Below are 17097 nucleotides of genomic sequence, written 5' to 3' on the forward strand. Positions count from 1 at the left end.
ACGGCGCGAGGGGCCGGGAAAGTGATGGCACACACCGTCCCGGCCCCTCGCCCGTCGGAGCACCCGTCAGGACGTGGACCTGGTCTTCTTCTGCCGCGGGAACACGGTGTACGACCAGGACCAGAGGGTGTCGATGATCCAGATGGTCAGCCAGATACGGCCGATCCACATCAGCACGCCCCGCTCGTCCGGGATCGGCTCGTCCTGAATCCGGTACGCCAGCCAGTTGGCGTCCAAGGCCCACAGTCCCAGCTGCGCCACGGCGAACACCACCGTGTGGAACAGCCAGTCACGGCGTTCCTTGCGGGCGTGCTCCTTCGGTGACAGCGCGCCGGCCGATGGCGTGTTCTCGGTGCCCAACTCGTCGTCCTTATTCCTCACTCGGTCATGTTTCTGCTGCGGGGGCGCCGGCTCCGGCTCCCCCTGCCGTACGGATTGAGGTTCGGATCGCCGTACGGGTTCCGCCGCGGACGGCACGGACGCCCGCGGCCGGTCCTGCGCGGGCCGCTCGTGAGGTGGCCGCTCCGGCAGGCCCAGCACGTGTATCGCCCACGGCGCGGCCACGGCGGCCGCTGCCGACACCGCCGCCGAGGTCAGACAGGCCGCCGCCCATCCCCAGGCTTCGGACACCGTCCCGAGCAGCGGCGGTCCCACGAGCACCCCGGCCAGCCGGGCACTCTCGTACCGGCCCATGGCCCGGCCGAGCCGTCCCCCGGCGACTGCCGCGACGGTCGCCTGCTCCACCGGGATCTGCGCGGCGAAGCACGCGGCCACCAGCGTCCACAGCACCGCCACCGCCACCGGCGCCGAGATCACCGCCAGCCCGGCGGCGAAGAGCGCCGCCGCCGTGAACGAGACACCCATGGTCCAGCTACGGCCGACGCGGTCGGTGATCCGGTGGGCATGCTCGGGAAGCAGGATGAAGACCACGAATCCGGGGGCGAAGACCAGGGCGACCTCGGTGGGCGTCAGCCCGTACTCCCCCTGGAGCTGCAACAGCAGCAGCATCCACAGACCGGCCTCCGCCCCCGCCGTGACCGCGGCCAGCGCCATCAGCGGCAGCAGGCGGCGCGAGGGGCCGGCAGCGCCTGCCGCGGCACCGGACGGCTCCCCGGCATCCGCCTTCCCGGCGGCTTCCGACGGCCCTGCCATCAGCAGTACGGCGGCCACGGCACAGGCCGCGCAGCCCAGCCAGAACAGGGGCCGGTATCCGCCGCGTTCCAGCACGGTGAACGCGATCAGGTAACCGGCGAAGGCGCCCTGCCCGGAGACGGAGAGCAGCTTGCCGTAGGCGGCGGTGCCATTGCCCGCCGTGCGCCGTCCCGTCCAGGTGTCCAGGGCGACCCAGAACAGGGCACCGCCGACCCCGCCGAGCCCGGCCGCCACGAACGCCGTCCACAGCGCGTCCGCGACCGCGTACCCGGCGAAGGACAGCGCGTACAGGGCTGCGCCCGCGGCAGCCACCCGGCGCGGATCGAACCGGTCGGACAACTCGCCCGCCAGGGGGCGGACCACGAGCGACAGGACCGCCTCGACGGCGATCAGCGCGCCCACCGCGGAGGCCCCGGCCTTCAGCTCGGAGCCCGCCCACAGCGGGAGGAGGAAGTCCAGCACCTCCATCGGAGCACTGCCCAGCGCGGCCGCCGTGAGGACCCGCCGGCCGGACGCGTCGCCGGCGTCCGGCTCCTCGTCCGGCCCGGCCCCGCCCGGCGTGGCCCCGTCGGCAGTGCCCTTGTCCAAGGTGCTCACGAGGCCGCCACCAGCTTGGGAGAGATCACCCTGGTGGCGAAGGAGTTCTTGGTGATCCGCGCGAACACGGCGGGAAACCCCTGCGTGCCGGAGCTCGCCGTCCGCCCTGTCCCCGTAGTCGTTTCCCCGAAAGCGTTCGTCTCCCCGAAAGTGTCACTTTCCCCGAAAGTGTCAGCTTCCCCGAAAGCGCCCGTTCTCCCGAAGGTGTGCGAAGTCGTTGCGCCGAGCGGGCACGAACAGCGGCAGCCGTCGTCCCATGCGTCGTAATTACCCACTGAGCATTCCCCGTTTGGTCAGATACACCGGTCGGACATGGACTGGTCCTGTCCCGTCCGACCCGCACCACGGCTCCTGACGGCCCGATACATATCTCCGCAGGCAGCAAGACACTCGCACTCATGTTCGCCATGATCGGCAGTGTCCGCCCATGCCGTGGGCAGGTAGATGCGCCACTAGGTGATCACAGCCGTACGGGGTCTGTACACCCGCCATCAGGCGGGATCTGCACCCTCCAGATGCCCAGTGTGCGTCGCCGCGAACATCCGCAGCACCGCCGGGAGTACGACCACCGAGGGCCCCGGCGCGGACAGTGCCTTCGCGAGGTCGGCCTCCAGCGTCTCCGGGGTCGTACGGACCCCGGGGACGCCGAAGGACTCGGCGAGCGAGACGTAGTCCGGCCGGGTCAGCTCGGTGGCCGTCGCCCGGCCGAAGGCGTCGGTCATGTACTCGCGCAGGATGCCGTAGCCGCCGTCGTCGACGATGAGCCAGGTGACGTTCAGGTCGTACTGGCGGGCCGTCGCGAGCTCGGCGACGGAGTACAGGGCGCCTCCGTCGCCGGACACCGCGAGCACCGGGCGGGTCGGATCCGCCACCGCCCCGCCGAGCGCCGCCGGGAAGCCGTAGCCGAGGCCGCCGGCGCCCTGGGCGGAGTGCAGGCGGTTGGGGCCCATGGCGTCGAAGGCCGACCAGGCCCAGTAGGCCAGGATCGTCATGTCCCAGAAGGAGGGGGAGTCGGCGGGCAGGGCGCGCCGCACGGACGCCAGCACCTGCTGTTCCAGGGTGAGGTCCTGCGCGTCGATGCGCCCGGCGACCTTCGCGAGGACCGTCGCCACCCGCTCGGGTGCGGCGGGATCCGGGCGCTCGGACACCGTCTCCAGCAGCGCCTGCAACGCCAGGCGGGCGTCCGCGTGGATGCCCAGCGCCGGGTGGTTGGACTCCAGCTTGCCGAGGTCGGCCTCGATCTGGACGACCCGGCCGCGTGGCTTGAACGTGTGGTAGTTCGAGGACAGTTCGCCGAGGCCCGAGCCGACGACCAGGAGTACGTCGGCTTCCTCCAGGAAGTCCGTGGTGTGACGGTCCTCGATCCACGACTGGAGCGAGAGCGGGTGGTTCCAGGGGAACGCTCCCTTGCCGCCGGGGGTGGTGACCACCGGCGCCTGGATCAGCTCCGCGAGCTGCCGCAGCTTGCCGCTCGCGTCCGCCCGTACGACTCCCCCGCCGGCGATGATCGCCGGACGGGCCGCGTTCGACAGCAGGTCGGCCGCCACCGCCGTCAGTTCGGGGCGTGGGGGCAGTTCCTCCGGGAAGGCGTCGCCGCCCGTCACGACCGGGATCGACGTCTCGGCCAGCAGCACGTCCTGCGGGATCTCCACCCACACCGGGCCGTGCGGGGCCGTCAGCGCCGACTTCCAGGCCGCCTCGATCGCGGACGGGATCTGGGACTGGGTGCGGACGGTGTGGACCGACTTCACCACGCCCCGGAACGAGGCCGACTGGTCGGGGAGTTCGTGCAGGTAGCCGTGGCGGCCGCCGCCGAGGCCCGCCGTCGGGACCTGGCTGCTGATCGCCAGCACGGGGGCCGAGGCGGCGGCCGCCTCCTGCAGCGCGGCCAGCGAGGTGAGTGCCCCCGGGCCCGTCGACAGCAGCAGCGGGGCCGCCTCGCCCGTCAGCCGGCCGTAGGCGTCCGCCGCGAAGCCGGCGTTGTTCTCCACGCGCAGGCCGATGTAGCGCAGATCGCTGCGGCGCAGGGCGTCGAACATGCCGAGGGCGTGCTGGCCGGGGAGGCCGAAGACCGTCGTCGTGCCGAGCGCCGCCAGCGTCTCCACGACCAGGTCCCCGCCGTTGCGGCCGGGTGGAGGGTTCAGCGCGGCCTCCGTCTGGGCGGCGGTGGGGCGGAGTACCAGGTCGTGGTCGTGGGTCACTTGGCTTCCGAGTCCTTCCGGGCCGCCGCGATCTGGCGGGACATGATCGTGGTCAGTTCGTACGCGGTGTGCGAGGCCGCCACCGACGTGATCTCGGCGTGGTCGTACGCCGGGGCCACCTCGACGACGTCCGCCGACACCAGGTTGCAGGATGCCAGCCCGCGCAGGATCTCCAGCAGTTCGCGGGAGGTCATGCCGCCGGCCTCGGGGGTGCCGGTGCCGGGCGCGTGGGCCGGGTCGAGGCAGTCGATGTCGATGGAGATGTACAGCGGGCGGTCGCCGATGCGCTGGCGCAGCTGGTCGGCGACCTCGTCGGCGCCGCGCCGGTAGACATCGGCCGACGTGACGATGCCGAAGCCCATCTTCTCGTCGTCGGTCAGGTCCTGCTTGCCGTACAGCGGGCCGCGGATGCCGACGTGCGACAGCGCCGAGGTATCGAGGATCCCCTCCTCCACCGCGCGCCGGAAGGGCGTGCCGTGGGTGTACTCCGCGCCGAAGTACGTGTCCCAGGTGTCGAGGTGGGCGTCGAAGTGGAGCAGGGCGACCGGGCCGTGCTTCTTGGCGACCGAGCGCAGCAGCGGCAGGGCGATGGTGTGGTCGCCGCCCAGGGTCATCAGGCGGGCGCCGGTGCCGATCAGCTCGTCGGCGGCCGCCTCGACCGTCTCGACGGCCTCGTTGATGTTGAACGGGTTCACCGCGATGTCGCCGCCGTCCGCGACCTGCGCGAGGGCGAACGGGGAGGCGTCCTGCGCCGGGTTGTAAGGGCGCAGCAGCCGGGACGCCTCGCGGATGGCGTTGCCGCCGAAGCGGGCGCCCGGCCGGTACGAGACGCCCGAGTCGAACGGCACACCGACCACGGCGACGTCGGCGCGGCCGACCTCGTCGAGGCGCGGGAGCCGGGCGAAGGTCGCGGGTCCGGCGTACCTCGGGATGCGGGAGGAGTCGACGGGGCCGCGGGGCGTCTCGTTGCTGCTCATGAGGAAATACCTTCTTTCCTACGCTTCATCGCGTATGCGGGATATCTTCCTACGACTCTACTGGTGAGCCGGGACCGGTTCGGACACGAGTTCGGGATCCCGCCCGGCGAGACGCTCACGCCAGACGGCTAGTACGGCCGCGTCGGTCGGCTTCGTCATCAAGGAGACGGCGATGTACGCGGCGAGGGAAGACAGCAGGCCGTAGTAGACCGGTTCGTTGGCCAGGATGCCGTGGGTCGCCATCAGCGTGATCACCGCGACGCCGCCGACCACGACCGAGGCGAGCGCGCCCTGCACGGTCCCGCGCCGCCACAGCAGTCCGCCGAGGATGGGCACGAGCAGCCCGCCGACCAGCAGGTTGTAGGCCACGGTCAGCGCCTCGACGACGTTGTTGAGCGCGATGGCCGTACCGATCACGGCGATGCCCATGAGGAGGATGAAGGCGCGGTTGCCCTTGACCTCGTCGTGCGCGTCCCCGTCGGGGCGGACCACGCCGCGCAGACGTGACCAGATGTCGTTGTTGGCGACGGTCGCGCAGGCGATGAGCGCGCCGGAGGAGGTGGACATCACGGCGGCGAGGGCGGCGGCGAGCACCAGCCCGCGTACGCCGACGGGGAGTTCGTCCTTGACGATGGTCGCGAAGGCGTCGTCCGGGCTGCCGAGCCCCGGGTAGAGCACCTTGGCCGCGGTGCCGATCACGGCGCCGGCGAGGGCGTAGACGAGACAGTAGGTGCCCGCGACCGTGCCGCCCCACTTGGCCGTCCTGTCGCTGCGCGCGGTGAAGACGCGCTGCCAGATGTCCTGACCGATGAGCATGCCGAAGGTGTAGATCAGGACGTAGGTGAAGATCGTCTCGCCGCCGATGCCCAGCGGGTCGAAGTACTCGGTCGGCAGCTTCGCCTTCATCTCGCTGAACCCGCCGGCCTTGACGACGGCGATGGGCAGCAGCAGGAGCAGCACGCCGATGGTCTTCACGACGAACTGCACCATGTCGGTGAGGGTGATCGACCACATGCCGCCGAGCGTCGAGTAGGCGACGACGATCGAGCCGCCGAGGATGATCGCGACCGTGCGGTTCATGTCGAAGAGGACGTCGAAGATCGTGGCGTACGCGATGGTCGACGTGACCGCGAGCATGAGGGTGTACGCCCACATGACGAGTCCGGAGATGACGCCGGACCGGCCGCCGTAGCGCAGGTCGAGCATCTCGGAGACGGTGTAGACCTTCAGGCGGGCGATGCGCGCGGAGAAGAAGATGCTCAGCGCGAGCAGGCCGAGGCCGATGGTGAACACCATCCAGGCGCCGGAGAGTCCGTACTGGTAGCCGAGGCCCACGCCGCCGATGGTGGAGGCGCCGCCGAGGACGATCGCCGCCATCGTGCCGGAGTACATGGTCGGGCCGAGGCGGCGGCCCGCGACCAGGAACTCGCTCTTGGACTTGGCGCGGCGCATGCCCCACCAGCCCATGGCCAGCATGCCGGCCAGATAGACGACGATGACTGTGTAGTCGACGGCCATGGTGGGGCCTCCTTCACGAACATTCCGGTGGCGTGTCGTGCGTATGGGGGGTGGGGACGGTCGGCAGCGGCTCGCGGGGACATCCGCCCGTACCCGCGGCTGCCGGTCGGGAACGACAGTAGGTGGCCGGAAAGTGACTGCGAAGTGTACGTTTCATCCATTCGAGACTGCGCGAGTGTAGGAAACGTCCCATGCCGGATCCCGCTGTTCCGCCCACCCCACCGGTAGCGCTCTCGGCGCTCCTGGCCCGCGAGGACCTCGGCCTGCGCCAGATCGCCGGGCCGGACGACCGGGACACGGTCATCCACTGGGCGCACACCTCGGAGATGGCCGACCCCTATCCGTATCTGCTGGGCGGGGAGCTGCTGCTGTCGGCCGGGGTGCACATCCCGGAGGCGGCGGGGACGGGGACGTACTTCGACGACTACGTGTCCCGGATCGTCGCGGCGGGCGGCGCGGCCCTCGGCTTCGGCCTCGCCCCTGTGCACGACACGGTGCCGCGCGCCCTGGTGGAGGCCTGCGACACCCACGAGCTGCCCCTGCTGGAGGTCCCGCCGCAGACCACGTTCTCCGGCGTGGCCCGCGCGGTCTGGCAACTCATGGCCCAGGCCCGCCACGCCGAACTGCGCCGGGTGACCGAGGCCCAGCAGAGCCTGGCGGCGGCCGCCTCCCGCCCGGACCCGGTACGCGCGGTGCTGCGGCAGCTCGCCCAGCGGGTGGGGGGCTGGGCCGTGCTGTACGGGCCCGAGGGGGTGGAGGTCGCGTCGGCGGGGCGAGAAGTGAAGGAGACGGAGAGCGGTTCGCTGGCCGAGCTCGCCGATGTCGTCCGCCCCGCCGGCCCCGGGACCCCCACCTCCGCCACCGACACCGCGGCCGGCACCCACCTCGCCGCCTACGCCCTCGGTGCCGGTCAGGGCTTCGTGCTCGGGGTCGCCGCCCCGCACCGGGACACCGGTGACCACACCATCGCCTCCGTGGCGGCCGTGCTGCTCTCCCTGCTCACCGGCGAGCAACAGAGCGGATCCGGCGCCGCCCGCTCCACGGCCCTCGTGCGGCTGCTGCTGGGTGCCGAGCCGGAGGCCGTGGCCCCGCTGCTCGGCAGCGACCGCTGGCTGGTGGTGCACGGCAGCCCCGAGGCACAGCCCTGCGACCCGGTGGCGGCCTCCGCGCTGGGCGCCGCCCTCGGCTCCCCGCTGGTCGACCTCGCCCAGGACGTCGTACGCGTCCTCGTCCCGGCGGACCGCGAACCGGCCCCGCAGCCCGGCTGGATACTGGGCGTCAGCGCCCCCGCGGCCGCCCGGGACTGGCCGGCCGCCGACACCCAGGCGGCCCGTGCCCTGTCCCGCGCGCGGGCCACCCGCACGCCCCTGCACCGGCACGGCACCCACCGCCCCGCCCTCACCGACCTGCTCTCCCCCGGCGAGGCCGAGGCCCACGCCCGCGCGCTCCTCGCGCCCCTCACCCCGCCCCTCGCCGAGACGCTGCGCACCTGGCTCTCGCTGCACGGCAGCTGGGACCGCACGGCCGTGGCCCTCGCCGTGCACCGCAACACCGTCCGCCAGCGCATCGCCCGCTGCGCGGCACTGCTCGGCACGGACCTGGACGACCCGGACGTACGCATGGAGCTGTGGTTCGCCCTGCGGCACGGCGAGCGGTGATCGGCACAGTGACCCGCGTCGCACGCACCCCGGACGCGGCCGTTCCCGTAGTTGTCTGCCTCACAATGGGGACCATGCCGATACCCGGGACACCCAGCCGCGCCGAGCTCGTCGACCACCTCGTCAGAACCCGCATCGCGGGCGACGTCGCCACTCCCCGCGAGAACAACCTCTCCCACTACCGCAAGCTGGCGAACGGCGACCGCCACTACTGGCTCGGCCTGGAGCTCGGCGACCGCTGGACCGACGAGCAGGACGTCCTCGCGGTGATGGCGGAGCGCGTCGGCGTGAACGACGACGCCGAGCACCGCCACGGCCAGGACACCATCGACCCCGAGCTGACGGTGGCCGCGCTGGAGCGCATGGCGGCCCGGCTGCGCAAGGCGGCGGACGGCGGCCAGCGCGTCCTGTTCGCGACCGGCCACCCGGGCGGCCTGCTGGACGTCCACCGCGCGACGGCGGACGCGCTGCGCCGGACCGGCTGCGAGATCGTGGTGATCCCGGAGGGCCTGCAGACGGACGAGGGTTACGTCATGCAGTTCGCCGACGTGGCGGTCCTGGAGCACGGCGCCACCCTGTGGCACACCCACTCCGGCGAGCCCATGAAGGCCATCCTCACGGCGCTGGAGCGCGAGGGACGCCCGCTGCCGGACCTGGTCGTGGCCGACCACGGCTGGGCGGGCTACGCCGGGCGGCACGGCGTCGACTCCGTCGGATACGCCGACTGCAACGACCCGGCGCTGTTCCTGGCGGAGTCGGAGGGCACGGTCCAGGTGGTGGTGCCCCTGGACGACCACGTCGTCAGCCCGCGCTACTACGACCCGATGACGGCGTATCTGCTGAGTGAGGCCGGCCTGGCCGACTAGGGGGCACGGCCGCACCCCGCGTCACCGCGGGACGCGGACCACGCCCTCCTGGATCACGGAGACCGCGAGCCGCCCGTCCTGCGTGTAGATGCGGGCCTGCCCGAGGCCCCGCCCGCCGTACGCGGACGGCGACTCCTGGTCGTACAGCAGCCACTCGTCGGCGCGGAAGGGGCGGTGGAACCACATCGCGTGGTCCAGCGAGGCGCCGACGACGTCCCCGACCGCCCAGCCGCCGCGTCCGTGGGCGAGCAGCACCGAGTCGAGCAGGGTCATGTCGGAGACGTAGGTGGCGAGTACGACGTGCAGGAGCGGGTCGTCGGCCAGCTTGCCGTTGGTGCGGAACCACACCTGGGAGTGCGGTTCGCGGGGCTCGCCGAACCTCCCGTACGGCGGCTCCTCGACATAGCGCAGGTCGACCGCCTGGCGGGCCTCCAGGAACCGCTCGACGACCGCCGGGTCGAGGTGGTCGTAGCCGCGCAGCCGCTCCGCGGAGGTGGGGAGCGTCGCCGGGTCGGGCGAGGGCGGCATCGGGGCCTGGTGGTCCAGGCCCTCCTCGTACGTCTGGAAGGACGCCGACAGCGCGAAGATCGGCTTGCCGTGCTGGACGGCGACCACCCGGCGGGTGGTGAAGGAGCGGCCGTCGCGCATGCGGTCGACGTTGTAGACGATGGGCGCGCCCGGGTCCCCCATGCGCAGGAAGTACGCGTGCAGGGAGTGGGCGGGCCGGTCCGCGGGGACCGTGCGGCCGGCGGCGACCAGCGCCTGGGCCGCGACCTGACCGCCGAAGACCCGGGGGACGACGGCGGACCGGGACTGGCCGCGGAAGATGTTCTCCTCGATCTGCTCCAGGTCGAGCAGATCGAGGAGATCTTGAAGTGCCTCGTTCATGGCACCTTTTCTACTGGCAGGTAGTTGCAGGAGCCTTACAGGCCCATGTCCTTCGCGATGATCGACTTCATGATCTCGCTGGTACCGCCGTAGATGCGGTTGACGCGGTTGTCCGCGTACAGGCGGGCGATCGGGTACTCGTTCATGAAGCCGTAGCCGCCGTGCAGCTGGAGGCAGCGGTCGATGACGCGGTGCGCGACCTCGGTGCAGAAGAGCTTCGCGGAGGCGGCCTCGGCGGGGGTCAGCTCACCGGCGTCCAGGGCCTCCAGGGTGCGGTCGGCGACGGCCTCGGCCGCGTCGACCTCGGCCTGGCAGGCGGCCAGCTCGAACTTGGTGTTCTGGAAGGCGGCGACCGGCTTGCCGAAGACGGTGCGCTCCTGGACGTACTCCTTGGCGAACCGCACGGCGGCCTTGGCCTGCGCGTAGGCGCCGAAGGCGATGCCCCAGCGCTCGGAGGCGAGGTTGTGGCCGAGGTAGTAGAAGCCCTTGTTCTCCTCGCCGAGGAGGTCCTCGACCGGGACCTTGACGTCGACGAAGGCCAGCTCGGCGGTGTCGGAGGTCTTCAGGCCGAGCTTGTCGAGCTTGCGGCCGACGGAGTAGCCCTCGGACTTGGTGTCGACGGCGAACAGCGAGATGCCGTGGCGGCGGTCCTCGGCGGTGGGCGCCGAGGTGCGGGCGCAGACGATCACGCGGTCGGCGTGCACACCGCCGGTGATGAAGGTCTTGGCGCCGTTGAGGATGTAGTGCGTGCCGTCCTCGGAGAGCTTGGCGGTGGTCTTCATGCCCGCGAGGTCGGAGCCGGTGCCCGGCTCGGTCATCGCCAGCGCCCACATCTCCTCGCCGGAGACGAACTTCGGCAGGAACCGCTTCTTCTGCTCGTCGGTGGCGAGCATCTTGATGTACGGCAGGCCGAGCAGCACGTGCACACCGGAGCCGCCGAACTGCACACCGGCGCGGGCGGTCTCCTCGTACATCACCGCCTCGAACTTGTACGAGTCGATGCCGGCGCCGCCGTACTCCTCGTCGACGCGGATGCCGAAGACGCCGAGCTCGGCGAGCTTGTAGTAGAAGTCGCGGGGCGCCTGGCCCGCCGCGAACCACTCGTCGTAGACCGGGACGACCTCGGCCTCGATGAAGGCGCGGATGGTCTCCCGGAACGCCTCGTGATCCTCGTTGAACACCGTACGGCGCACGCCGTCCACCTCCACCGGTACATGTCTAAGCGCTTGCTCACTCAACCGTACCGGCGAGTATCCACAGGCGTCCAGGGGGCAAGGTCCGTAACGCTCGTCACGCTCGGAGCCGTGCGCCCCATGGGAGGGGACCACTCTAGGAGCGCCTCGCGGAATCCGACCCGGCCGTCCGCCGCCGCGCCCCTTGCCCCGCCCGGAGCAGCCGGACGGCCACGAAGGCCAGGGCCGCGACCGCCACGGCCGCCAGGATCACCTTGGAGTAGAGGCCGACCACGTCGGTGATCTCGTGCCAGCGGGCGCCGAGGGCGTAGCCGCCGGCGATGAAGGCGCTGTTCCAGATGAGGCTGCCCGCCGCGGTGAGGGCGAGGAAGACCGGCAGCCGCATGCGTTCGACGCCGGCCGGTATCGAGATCAGGCTTCGGAAGATGGGCACGAAGCGGCCGAAGAAGACCGCCCTGGTGCCGTGCCGGACGAACCACGCCTCGGTCCGCTCGACGTCCGCGACCTTCACCAGCGGCAGCCGGGCCGCCGCCGCGATCACCCGGTCCCGCCCGAAGAGCGCGCCGAGCAGATACAGCGCCAGCGCGCCGGCCACCGAGCCCGCCGTGGTCCAGGCGATCGCGGCGAACACATCCATCCGGCCCTGGCTCGCGGTGAACCCCGCCAGCGGCAGGATCACCTCGCTCGGCAGCGGCGGGAAGAGGTTCTCCAGGGCGATGGCCAGCCCGGCGCCGGGCCCGCCCAGCTTCTCCATGAGATCGGCGGCCCAGCCGGCGACTCCCCCGACCGGCGCCTCGGCAGCGGCAGCATTGATCATGCAGGCCACTTTACTAACTCTTGACCTAAAGGGGGCATGAGGAAGGGCGCCCGCCCAGCGCGCTCACTCCACCCCGGCCGCCGCGAAGGCCCCCCGGGCCATCCGGTGCAGCAGCACCGCGGTGACCCCGCGCCCCGGCAGCGACCCCGGCCGACCCAGGTGCGGTGTCGAGTTGAGCAGGCCGAACACCGAGTGCACCGCCGAGCGGGCCGTCGGCTCGGTCAGGTCCGGGTACACCTCGCGGACCACCTCCACCCACAGCTCGACGTACTGGCGCTGAAGCTGGCGCACCAGCTTGCGGTCGCTGTCGCGCAGGCGGTCCAGCTCGCGGTCGTGCAGGGTGATGAGGGGGCGGTCGTCGAGGGCGAAGTCGATGTGGCCCTCGATGAGGGAGTCGAGGACCGCCTCGGCCGGCACCCCGTCGGCCTCCGCGAGGCGCCGCTTCGCGCCGGTCAGCAGCTGGCCGCTGATGCCGACCAGCAGCTCCGCGAGCATCGCGTCCTTGCCGGCGAAGTGCCGGTAGAGACCGGGGCCGCTGATGCCCACGGCGGCGCCTATCTCGTCGACGCCGACGCCGTGGAAACCGCGCTCGGCGAAGAGGCGCGCGGCTTCCTTGAGGATCTGCTCGCGGCGGGTGGGGGCGTCGGTTCTGGTGGCCATGAAAGCAATTCTAGACAGGGAGGTTAGCGGTCGTTAACCTGAAGGAAATGGTTAACGCTCATTAACAGTCGATCACTGGGTGAGGGGACCGCAGGATGCATGAGGCACCGGAGCTTCACAGCGCGGCAGATCCCGCGTCGGAGGCCTTTCGGGCCAACGAGGAGGCCCATCGGGCGCTGGCCGAGGAGTTGCGCGGCAAGCTCGCCGCGGCCCGGCTCGGCGGCGGCGAGAAGGCGCGCGCCCGGCACACCGGGCGCGGCAAGCTGCTGCCGCGCGACCGCGTGGACACCCTCCTCGACCCGGGCTCGCCCTTCCTGGAGCTCGCTCCCCTGGCCGCCGACGGCATGTACGACGGACAGGCACCGGCCGCCGGTGTGATCGCCGGGATCGGCCGGGTCAGCGGCCGCGAGTGCGTGATCGTCGCCAACGACGCCACGGTCAAGGGCGGCACGTACTACCCGATGACCGTGAAGAAGCACCTGCGCGCGCAGGAGGTGGCCCTGGAGAACCGCCTGCCGTGCGTCTACCTCGTGGACTCGGGCGGCGCCTTCCTGCCCATGCAGGACGAGGTCTTCCCCGACCGCGAGCACTTCGGGCGGATCTTCTACAACCAGGCCCGCATGTCCGGCGCCGGCATCCAGCAGATCGCGGCCGTGCTCGGCTCCTGCACCGCCGGCGGCGCCTACGTCCCCGCCATGAGCGACGAGGCGGTCATCGTCCGGGGCCAGGGCACGATCTTCCTCGGCGGCCCCCCGCTGGTGAAGGCGGCCACCGGCGAGGTCGTCACGGCCGAGGAGCTCGGCGGCGGTGAGGTCCACTCGCGTGTGTCCGGCGTGACCGACCATCTCGCCGAGGACGACGCGCACGCGCTGCGGATCGTCCGGAACATCGTCGCGACCCTCCCCGCGCGCGGCCCGCTCCCGTGGGAGGTCACGGCCGCCACCGAGCCCAAGGTCGACCCCTTCGGCCTCTACGGCGCGGTCCCCGTCGACTCCCGTACCCCCTACGACGTCCGCGAGATCATCGCGCGCGTGGCCGACGGCTCCCGTTTCGCGGAGTTCAAGGCCGAGTTCGGGCAGACCCTGATCACCGGCTTCGCCCGGATCCACGGCCACCCGGTCGGCATCGTCGCCAACAACGGCATCCTGTTCTCCGAGTCCGCCCAGAAGGGCGCCCACTTCATCGAGCTGTGCGACCAGCGCGGCATCCCGCTGGTGTTCCTGCAGAACATCTCCGGGTTCATGGTCGGCAAGGACTACGAGGCCGGCGGCATCGCCAAGCACGGCGCCAAGATGGTGACGGCGGTGGCGTGCACGCGCGTGCCGAAGCTGACGGTGGTGGTCGGCGGGTCGTACGGCGCCGGGAACTACTCCATGTGCGGGCGGGCGTACTCCCCCCGCTTCCTGTGGATGTGGCCCAACGCCAAGATCTCGGTCATGGGCGGCGAGCAGGCCGCCTCCGTGCTCGCCACGGTCAAGCGGGACCAGCTGGAGGCGCGCGGCGAGGACTGGCCCGCGCAGGAGGAGGAGTCCTTCAAGGACCCGATCCGCGCCCAGTACGAGCGCCAGGGGAACGCGTACTACGCCACCGCCCGCCTGTGGGACGACGGGGTCATCGACCCGCTGGAGACCCGGCAGGTGCTGGGCCTGGCCCTGACCGCGTGCGCCAACGCGCCGCTGGGTGACCCCCAGTTCGGCGTCTTCCGGATGTGATGAGGGGACCCATGTTCGACACGGTACTTGTGGCCAACCGGGGCGAGATCGCCGTCCGCGTGATCCGGACCCTGCGCGCGCTGGGCGTGCGCTCGGTGGCCGTCTTCTCGGACGCGGACGCCGACGCGCGGCACGTCCGGGAGGCCGACACGGCGGTACGGCTCGGTCCGGCGCCGGCCGCCGAGAGCTATCTGTCGGTGGAGCGCCTCCTCGAGGCGGCGGCCCGCTCCGGCGCCCAGGCGATCCACCCGGGATACGGCTTCCTCGCGGAGAACGCCGCCTTCGCGCGGGCGTGCGCCGACGCCGGCCTTGTCTTCATCGGCCCGTCCGCGGACGCCATCGCGCTGATGGGCGACAAGATCCGCGCCAAGGAGACGGTGAAAGCGGCCGGGGTGCCGGTCGTGCCCGGTGGCCGCGACCCCGAACTGGCCGACGCGGCCCGCGAGCTGGGCGCGCCGGTGCTGCTGAAGCCCAGCGCGGGCGGCGGCGGCAAGGGCATGCGGCTCATCAGGGACCTCGCCGTGCTGGACGAGGAGATCGCCGCCGCCCGCCGGGAGGCCCGCGCCTCCTTCGGCGACGACACCCTCCTGGTCGAGCGGTGGATCGACCGCCCCCGGCACATCGAGATCCAGGTCCTGGCCGACGGCCACGGCAACGTGGTCCATCTCGGCGAGCGCGAGTGCTCGCTCCAGCGCCGCCATCAGAAGATCATCGAGGAGGCGCCGAGCGTGCTCCTCGACGAGGCCACGCGCGCGTCGATGGGCGAGGCGGCGGTCCAGGCGGCCCGCTCCTGCGGCTACCGGGGCGCGGGCACCGTCGAGTTCATCGTCCCCGGCGGCGACCCGTCGTCGTACTACTTCATGGAGATGAACACCCGCCTCCAGGTGGAGCACCCGGTCACCGAGCTGATCACCGGCCTCGACCTGGTCGAGTGGCAGCTGCGGGTGGCGGCGGGCGAGCCGCTCGCCTTCGGGCAGGACGACATCACCCTCACCGGCCACGCGGTCGAGGCCCGCATCTGCGCCGAGGACCCGGCGCGCGGCTTCCTCCCCTCCGGCGGCACGGTCCTGAAGCTGCGCGAGCCGCAGGGCGACGGCGTCCGCACCGACTCCGGGCTCAGCGAGGGCACGGAGGTCGGCAGCCTGTACGACCCGATGCTGTCCAAGGTGATCGCGTACGGCCCCGACCGCGCGACCGCGCTCAGGAAGCTCCGGGCGGCCCTCGCGGAGACGGTCACGCTGGGCGTGCAGACCAACGCCGGGTTCCTGCGGCGGCTGCTCGCGCACCCGGCGGTCGTGGCGGGCGAGCTGGACACCGGGCTGGTGGAGCGGGAGGTGGACTCGCTCGTGCCGGCCGACGTGCCCGAGGAGGTCTACGAGGCCGCCGCGGCCGTACGGCTGGACGCGCTGCGGCCTCGTGGGCAGGGCTGGACCGACCCGTTCTCCGTGCCGAGCGGCTGGCGGCTGGGGGGCGAGCCGAGGCCCGTCGGCTTCCATCTGCGGATCACCGAGCCCGTGGAGCACGCCCCGCGGGGCGCCCACACCGTCACGGACGACCTGGTGGCCGTCACCCTCGACGGCGTCCGCCACACCTTCCACCGTGCCGCCGACTGGCTCGGCCGGGACGGCGACGCGTGGCACGTGCGCGACCACGACCCGGTCGCGGCGTCCCTGACCCGCGCGGGGCACGCGGGCGCCGACTCGCTGACCGCGCCGATGCCGGGGACGGTGACGGTGGTCAAGGTCGCGGTGGGCGACGAAGTGACCGCCGGGCAGAGCCTGCTGGTCGTCGAGGCGATGAAGATGGAGCACGTCATCTCCGCCCCGCACGCCGGCACGGTCGCCGAACTGGACGTCACACCCGGCTCGACGGTCGCCATGGACCAGGTCCTGGCGGTCATCACGCCGACGGAGGAGGACTGATGACGCTGCCCATGACGGTGCCGGCCGCAGACCTGCCCGCCCGCGTCCGCATCCACGAGGTCGGCGCGCGCGACGGCCTGCAGAACGAGAAGTCGACCGTGCCGACCGAGGTCAAGGCGGAGTTCGTGCGCCGGCTCGCCGACGCGGGGCTGACGACGATCGAGGCGACGAGCTTCGTGCACCCCAAGTGGGTGCCCCAACTCGCGGACGCCGAGCAGCTGTTCCCGCTCGTGTCCGGCCTGGAAGGCGTGTCCTTGCCCGTCCTGGTGCCCAACGACCGCGGCCTGGACCGCGCCCTGGCTCTGGGCGCCCGCCGGATCGCCGTCTTCGCGAGCGCCACGGAGTCCTTCGCCAAGGCCAACCTGAACCGCACGCTGGACGAGTCGCTGGGCGTCTTCGACCCGGTGGTGCGCCGCGCCAAGGACGAGAACCTCCACGTCCGCGGGTACGTGTCGATGTGCTTCGGCGACCCGTGGGAGGGCGAGGTCCCCCTCCACCAGGTCGCGCGGGTCTGCAAGGCGCTCGTCGCGATGGGCTGCGACGAGCTGAGCCTCGGCGACACCATCGGCGTCGCGACCCCGGGACACGTCCTCGAACTCCTCTCCCTCCTCAACGAGGAGGGCGTGCCGACGAACGTCATCGGCGTGCACTTCCACGACACCTACGGCCAGGCGCTGGCCAACACCTACGCCGCCCTGGAACACGGCGTCACCACGATCGACGCCTCGGCCGGCGGCCTGGGCGGCTGCCCGTACGCCAAGTCCGCCACCGGAAACCTCGCCACGGAAGACCTCGTGTGGATGCTGCGGGGCCTCGGCATCGACACCGGAGTCGACCTCGACCGCCTCGTCGCCACCAGCGCGTGGATGGCCGAACAACTGGGCCGACCCAGCCCGTCCCGCACCGTACGAGCCCTCTCCCACAAGGAGCAGTGAA

13 protein-coding genes are annotated in these 17097 nt (G+C 72.0%); 5 read left to right on the top strand and 8 right to left on the bottom strand.

The window, feature by feature from the left end; genetic code table 11:
- Window positions 1-66: 66 nt before the first annotated feature.
- The 4 genes from ACIRD7_RS12815 to ACIRD7_RS12830 form a co-directional block, all read right to left on the bottom strand.
- The gene (locus ACIRD7_RS12815) at window positions 67-1749 is read right to left on the bottom strand and encodes an MFS transporter (protein ID WP_403452810.1); all 1683 of its coding nucleotides are present in this window, start codon (window positions 1747-1749) and stop codon (window positions 67-69) included.
- Between the two features lie 491 nt (window positions 1750-2240).
- Entirely contained in the window at window positions 2241-3950 is a 1710-nt protein-coding gene (locus tag ACIRD7_RS12820; RefSeq protein WP_403452811.1) for a thiamine pyrophosphate-binding protein, read from the bottom strand.
- Window positions 3947-4927, bottom strand: coding sequence for an agmatinase (speB, locus tag ACIRD7_RS12825; protein ID WP_403452812.1), 981 nt, complete (start codon window positions 4925-4927; stop codon window positions 3947-3949). Before speB ends, ACIRD7_RS12820 begins: the two co-directional genes overlap by 4 nt.
- A gap of 57 nt (window positions 4928-4984) precedes the next feature.
- Window positions 4985-6445: a sodium:solute symporter gene (locus ACIRD7_RS12830; protein WP_403452813.1), complete on the bottom strand. Its 1461-nt coding sequence runs from the start codon at window positions 6443-6445 to the stop codon at window positions 4985-4987.
- 191 nt (window positions 6446-6636) lie between these two features.
- Between ACIRD7_RS12830 and ACIRD7_RS12835 the strand changes: the two genes are divergently transcribed.
- Together ACIRD7_RS12835 and ACIRD7_RS12840 are read left to right on the top strand one after the other, a co-directional pair.
- Window positions 6637-8103 carry a PucR family transcriptional regulator ligand-binding domain-containing protein gene (locus ACIRD7_RS12835; RefSeq protein WP_403452814.1) on the top strand — a complete coding sequence of 489 codons (1467 nt, stop codon included), beginning with the start codon at window positions 6637-6639 and terminating at the stop codon, window positions 8101-8103.
- A gap of 74 nt (window positions 8104-8177) precedes the next feature.
- On the top strand, window positions 8178-8969 hold the full coding sequence (locus ACIRD7_RS12840) for a phosphatase (RefSeq protein ID WP_403452815.1): 792 nt from the start codon (window positions 8178-8180) through the stop codon (window positions 8967-8969).
- Window positions 8970-8990: 21 nt separating this feature from the next.
- On the opposite strand, the gene ACIRD7_RS12845 is transcribed toward ACIRD7_RS12840, so the two are convergent.
- The 4 genes from ACIRD7_RS12845 to ACIRD7_RS12860 form a co-directional block, all read right to left on the bottom strand.
- Window positions 8991-9857: an acyl-CoA thioesterase gene (locus ACIRD7_RS12845; protein WP_403452816.1), complete on the bottom strand. Its 867-nt coding sequence runs from the start codon at window positions 9855-9857 to the stop codon at window positions 8991-8993.
- Window positions 9858-9892: 35 nt separating this feature from the next.
- Window positions 9893-11050, bottom strand: a complete 1158-nt coding sequence (locus tag ACIRD7_RS12850; RefSeq protein ID WP_403452817.1) for an acyl-CoA dehydrogenase family protein — start codon at window positions 11048-11050, stop codon at window positions 9893-9895.
- Window positions 11051-11186: 136 nt separating this feature from the next.
- Window positions 11187-11867 carry a DedA family protein gene (locus ACIRD7_RS12855; protein WP_403452818.1) on the bottom strand — a complete coding sequence of 227 codons (681 nt, stop codon included), beginning with the start codon at window positions 11865-11867 and terminating at the stop codon, window positions 11187-11189.
- Between the two features lie 63 nt (window positions 11868-11930).
- A complete protein-coding gene (locus tag ACIRD7_RS12860; RefSeq protein WP_403452819.1) occupies window positions 11931-12527 on the bottom strand; it encodes a TetR/AcrR family transcriptional regulator in 597 nt (198 codons plus the stop codon).
- A gap of 95 nt (window positions 12528-12622) precedes the next feature.
- On the opposite strand from ACIRD7_RS12860, the gene ACIRD7_RS12865 reads away from it, so the two are divergent.
- The 3 genes from ACIRD7_RS12865 to ACIRD7_RS12875 are packed head-to-tail and all read left to right on the top strand — an operon-like array spanning window position 12623 to window position 17096.
- Window positions 12623-14239 (top strand): carboxyl transferase domain-containing protein, encoded by a 1617-nt coding sequence (locus tag ACIRD7_RS12865; protein WP_403452820.1) that lies wholly within the window; start codon window positions 12623-12625, stop codon window positions 14237-14239.
- 11 nt (window positions 14240-14250) lie between these two features.
- A complete protein-coding gene (locus ACIRD7_RS12870) occupies window positions 14251-16161 on the top strand; it encodes an acetyl/propionyl/methylcrotonyl-CoA carboxylase subunit alpha (RefSeq protein WP_403452821.1) in 1911 nt (636 codons plus the stop codon).
- Window positions 16161-17096 carry a hydroxymethylglutaryl-CoA lyase gene (locus tag ACIRD7_RS12875; protein ID WP_403452822.1) on the top strand — a complete coding sequence of 312 codons (936 nt, stop codon included), beginning with the start codon at window positions 16161-16163 and terminating at the stop codon, window positions 17094-17096. Before ACIRD7_RS12870 ends, ACIRD7_RS12875 begins: the two co-directional genes overlap by 1 nt.
- Window position 17097 lies beyond the last annotated feature (1 nt).

The organism is Streptomyces sp. NPDC093568 (assembly GCF_044764945.1).
GTDB lineage: Bacteria > Actinomycetota > Actinomycetes > Streptomycetales > Streptomycetaceae > Streptomyces.